The following is a 4538-nucleotide window of genomic DNA, read 5'->3' on the forward strand; positions in this document are numbered from 1 at the left end:
GGCCAGCACGAAGCGGCGGTCGCAGTAGGGGCATTCGACGAAGGTCGCCTCGCCCATCTCCAGCCAGACCCGCGGGTGGCCCAGCGCCCCGCCGACGCCGTCGCAGGCCACGCGGCCGGTGCGGATGACGACGACTTCCGGCGCCGGCAGGTCGGGCGTCAGCGACGGCCGGGCAGGCGCCGGCTCGGGACGGGTCTGGGCGACCTTCTTGCGGACTTGGCGGGCCATGGGCGGAAACCTCTCATTGCCGCCGCTTGGCTTGCGGGCGACGCGCGCCTAGGTACTGGACCGCGGCTTTCGCCGTCAATGATTGGACGGGCATGGACCTACCTCAGTACGCGATCGAGGCCGAGGGCCTGGTCAAGACCTATGCCGCGACCAAGACCACGCCGGAAATGCGGGCGCTCAAGGGCGTCGACCTCGCCATCCCGCGCGGCTCGATCTTCGGGCTGCTCGGGCCGAACGGCGCAGGCAAGTCGACCTTCATCAACATCCTGTCCGGCCTGACCTGGAAGACCTCCGGGACCGTGCGCATCTGGGGCCGGGACATCGACCAGCGGCCGAGAGACGCCCGCGCCGCCATCGGCGTCGTGCCGCAGGAGATCGCCGCCGACCCGTTCTTCACCCCCAAAGAGGCGCTGGAAGTCGCCGCCGGCATGTATGCGGTGCCCAAGCGTGAACGGCGGACGGCCGAGCTGCTCCAGGCGCTCGGCCTGGCCGACAAGGCCGACGCCTATGTCCGCCAGTTGTCCGGCGGCATGAAGCGCCGGCTGATGGTCGCCAAGGCGATGGTCCACAATCCGCCGGTGCTGATCCTCGACGAGCCGACCGCCGGCGTCGACGTCGAGCTGCGCCGCCAGCTGTGGAACTACGTCGTCGAGCTGAACCGCCAGGGCGTGACCATCGTCCTGACCACCCATTATCTGGAAGAGGCCCAGGAGCTCTGCGACCAGATCGCCATCGTCAACCGTGGGCTGGTGGTGGCCTGCGAGCCGACGGCCAAGCTTTTGTCGCGGATGGACACCCGCAACGTGCTGGTCACGCCCGAGGAGCCGCTGACCGCCGCCCCGGCTCTCCCAGGGTTCGAAACCAGGCTTCTGAAGTCCGGCGGCTTCTCGGTCAGCTACCGCACCGGCCAGTCGAGCGTCGAGCAGGTGCTGGCGGCGATCCGCGCCTCCGGCCTTCACATCAGGGACATTTCGACCGAGGACCCGGACCTCGAAGACGTCTTCGTCAGCCTGACCTATGCCGCCGAGGAAGCCGGCGCGATCTGAGGCGTGGCGTCGGCCTCAGTCCTGATTGTCCGGTCGTCGCGGACAACCACCGCCTGTAAGGGGGCGCTTTACAAGCCTCGCCCCTCAATGTTGAGTGACGCCTCAGATCCGACGTGAGGTCGGGCGGGGGAAACAATGGAATTTCGCGCCACCGGGGCCCATGCGCCCGCTCGTCTCATCGCACTCGCCGCCTCGGCCTGCGCGCTGGCCCTTTCCGCCGGCGCCGCCGCGGCCGCCGACGCGCCCGCCGGCCAGTGGCCGGCTGTCGGCGGCTCAAACCTCTTCCAGCGGTACTCGGGGCTGAACGACATCAACCGTGCGAACGTCGCCGGGCTGAAGATCGTCTGGACGCGCCCCGGCCTGGAGCCGTCGCTGCTCGCCGAATATCCGCAGCTCTCGGCCTCCAACACGCCGACCAGCTACTTCCGCTCGACGCCGATCGTTGTCGACGGGATCGTCTACGCCTCGAACGCCGCCGGCCTCGTCGAGGCGTTCGACGGGGCGACCGGCAAGACGATCTGGACCCAACAGCCGTTCTCGAAGGCGACGGCCGACGTCGCCGGCAGCAGCGCCCGTGGCGTGGCGATGTGGCGGTCGGGGGATGACGTGCGGATCATCTCCGGCCGTGGCTCCTTCCTCTATGCGACGGACGCCAAGACCGGAAAGCCGGTCACGAGTTTCGGTGAACAGGGCCGCATCAACCTGTCGGAAGACGGCCGTCGCGGCGGCGCCGCCGGCGCTCCGCTGATCATCGGCGACATCATCGTCCTCGGTCGCGCCGGCTCAGGCCCGGGCGGCGCTGCCGGAACCGGCGGGCGCGGCGACGACTCCGGCGACCAGGTGGCGGGCCAGCCGCAGGTCGCCCGCGCCTACGACGTCCGGACCGGCCGCAAGCTCTGGGAATTCAGCCCGATGCCGGCGGTCGGCGATCCGGCCCGCGCCAGCTGGGGCCCGGCGGCGGGCCTGGCCGGCGCTATGGCCTCTTACGGACTGATCAGCGCCGACGCGGAGCTCGGCTACGTCTACATCCCGTTCTCGGCGCCCAATCCGCCGGGCGCCGGCCAGACCCGGCCGGGAAACAACCTCTACGGCGACTCCGTCGTCGCTCCGGACGCCCGGACCGGCAAGAAGGTCTGGCACTACCAGACCATTCACCACGACGTCTGGGACTGGGACCTCGCCTCGCCGCCCGTGCTCGGCGACGTCCGGGTGAACGGCAAGGTGGTCAAGGCGCTGATGGTCACCGGCAAGCTGCCGCAGCTGTTCGCCCTGGACCGCGTGACCGGCAAGCCGATCCACCCGACCCCCGAGCGTCCCGTTCCGAAGTCGACCGTGCCCGGCGAGGTGATGTCGCCGACCCAGCCGATGCCGGCCGCCGGCCCCTATGACCGTATCGCCGTCAGTCCCAACGATCTGATCGACTTCACGCCCGAACTGAAACGCGAAGCCCAGGACATGGCCAAGTCCTACGTCTTCGGGCCAGCCTATTCGCCGCCGACCCTGTGCCACGACGGCCCCGGCGGCAAAGGCGTGCTGACGCTTCCGGGCTCCGACGGCGGCGGCAACTGGAACTCCGGGTCGTACGATCCGGAGACGAACACCTACTACACGGTCGCCGCGACCCTGCTGACCGCCTGGTGCCTGGTGAAGCCGAAGATGCCGGACGCCACGGTGGCCTATAACCTCGACGGCTCGATCCAGAAGATGGCGACCATGGGCCCCGATGGCCTGCCGCTCATCAAGCCACCCTACGGCCGGGTCGTGGCGATCGACATGGCTACTGGCAAGATCAAGTGGTCGGCGGTCAACGGCGAAGGGCCGCGCAACCACCCGCGCCTCAAGCACCTGAACCTTCCGTGGCTCGGCACCCCGGGCAAGGCGGCGATCGTCGCGACCCGCGAGCTGGTGTTCGCCGGCGAGGGGGCCTCGACCATGCTGATGGCCGGGCCGCAGCGGTCCTACGGCGACAAGTTCCGCGCCTTCGACAAACGCGACGGCAAGGTGCTCGCCGAGGTCACCCTGCCGGCCGGCACCTCGGGAGCGCCGATCACCTACACGGCTGGCGGCAAGCAGTTCGTGCTGGTGGCGGTGTCCGGCTCGCCGGGCCAGCCGGACTGGAAGCCCCACGCCTGCCCGCCGGAAGAGCGCGCCTGCGGCCTGCCGCCCGGCCCGCCGCCGCAATGGATCGCCCTCGGGCTTTGACGCGCCGGGGCGATGGCCCGGCGCCCTCGCGGGCGCCAGGTTTCGTCAGTCGATCTTGATCTGTTCGAGGTCCTTCAGCGACGCGCCCGCCTTGGGGCGCGCGGCCAGCCGGTTCTCGTGGATGATCAGGTCGACGATGCCGACGGTGTCCTCGTCGGTGAGGGAGCCGGGAGAGTCGGCCGGCATGGTCATCTGGATGTAGCTGGCCAGCTCGGCGGCGGTCTTGCCCCGCCACTTCTCCATGAAGGTCTCGCCGTGCAGCGGCGGCCCGTGTCCGCCGCCCATCGTCGGGCCGTGGCAGGAAGAACAGGCCGAATCATAGACGGCGCGATTGGGCGCGGAGGCTTCCTGACCCGTGACGAGCGAAGGGGCCGCGGCGACGACGACGCCGACGGCGAGAAAAGCCATTCTGTTCAACATCACGGTACCTGGGTCTCCTTCGTTCTTGTCATATGACGGCCCGAATTTGTCCGATCTTTGCTCAGATAGGATTTCGCGGCCGAAACCGGACTGGCGCGCTCTGTCGCAGCCCCCGGGCGCAAAGGCAAACGATCCACAGGATGCGGCGCCGATGCCGCTCCCCGGACTCGGTCGCATCGGGTAGCGTCCGCGGTCCATGAACGCGCCCGCGCCCACCGCCATGCCCGACGCCGCCGGCGCCTCGCCGGTGATGGCCCAGTTCTTCGATGCGAAGGCGCGGCAGCCGGACGCCCTGGTGTTCTTCCGCATGGGCGATTTCTACGAGCTGTTCTTCGAGGACGCCCAGAAGGCCGCGGCCGCCCTCGGCATCACCCTCACGGCGCGCGGCCAACACGGCGGCCAGCCAATCCCGATGGCGGGCGTCCCGGCCCACGCTATGGAGGCCTACCTCGCCAAGCTGGTCCGCGCCGGCTTCAAGGTCGCCCTGTGCGAGCAGATGGAGGATCCGGCCGAGGCCAAGAAGCGCGGCTCGAAGTCGGTGGTCCGCCGCGACGTGGTCCGGGTCGTCACCCCCGGCACCCTGACGGAGGACGGCCTGCTCGACGCCCGCGGCGCGAACCGGCTGGCCGCGGTCGCCGTCCG

General features: G+C 70.0%; 4 protein-coding genes and 1 pseudogene. 3 read left to right on the top strand and 2 right to left on the bottom strand.

Annotation, left to right across the window (positions count from 1 at the left end):
- Positions 1 to 228, bottom strand: a 228-nt coding sequence (locus ACILRF_RS14680) for a zinc-finger domain-containing protein (RefSeq protein WP_395674177.1), incomplete at its 3' end; no start/stop codon positions are given.
- 92 nt (positions 229 to 320) lie between these two features.
- Between ACILRF_RS14680 and ACILRF_RS14685 the strand changes: the two genes are divergently transcribed.
- Both ACILRF_RS14685 and ACILRF_RS14690 read left to right on the top strand, forming a co-directional pair.
- Positions 321 to 1274 carry an ABC transporter ATP-binding protein gene (locus tag ACILRF_RS14685; RefSeq protein WP_395674179.1) on the top strand — a complete coding sequence of 318 codons (954 nt, stop codon included), beginning with the start codon at positions 321 to 323 and terminating at the stop codon, positions 1272 to 1274.
- A gap of 135 nt (positions 1275 to 1409) precedes the next feature.
- The gene (locus ACILRF_RS14690) at positions 1410 to 3476 is read left to right on the top strand and encodes a PQQ-binding-like beta-propeller repeat protein (protein ID WP_395674181.1); all 2067 of its coding nucleotides are present in this window, start codon (positions 1410 to 1412) and stop codon (positions 3474 to 3476) included.
- 45 nt (positions 3477 to 3521) lie between these two features.
- Here ACILRF_RS14690 and ACILRF_RS14695 read toward each other — a convergent pair whose 3' ends face one another.
- Positions 3522 to 3896, bottom strand: coding sequence for a c-type cytochrome (locus ACILRF_RS14695; protein ID WP_395674183.1), 375 nt, complete (start codon positions 3894 to 3896; stop codon positions 3522 to 3524).
- 196 nt (positions 3897 to 4092) lie between these two features.
- Here ACILRF_RS14695 and ACILRF_RS14700 point away from each other — a divergent pair.
- A pseudogene (locus tag ACILRF_RS14700) lies at positions 4093 to 4538 on the top strand (DNA mismatch repair protein MutS); the annotation flags it as partial.

It is taken from the genome of Phenylobacterium sp. (assembly GCF_044236515.1).
GTDB lineage: Bacteria > Pseudomonadota > Alphaproteobacteria > Caulobacterales > Caulobacteraceae > Phenylobacterium.

Bases quoted from the DNA above. Each gene is read 5' to 3' on its own strand.
- ACILRF_RS14685 (WP_395674179.1), top strand. From the start codon at position 321: ATGGACCTACCTCAGTACGCGATCGAGGCCGAGGGCCTGGTCAAGACC.
- ACILRF_RS14695 (WP_395674183.1), bottom strand. From the start codon at position 3,896: ATGTTGAACAGAATGGCTTTTCTCGCCGTCGGCGTCGTCGTCGCCGCG.
- ACILRF_RS14690 (WP_395674181.1), top strand. From the start codon at position 1,410: ATGGAATTTCGCGCCACCGGGGCCCATGCGCCCGCTCGTCTCATCGCA.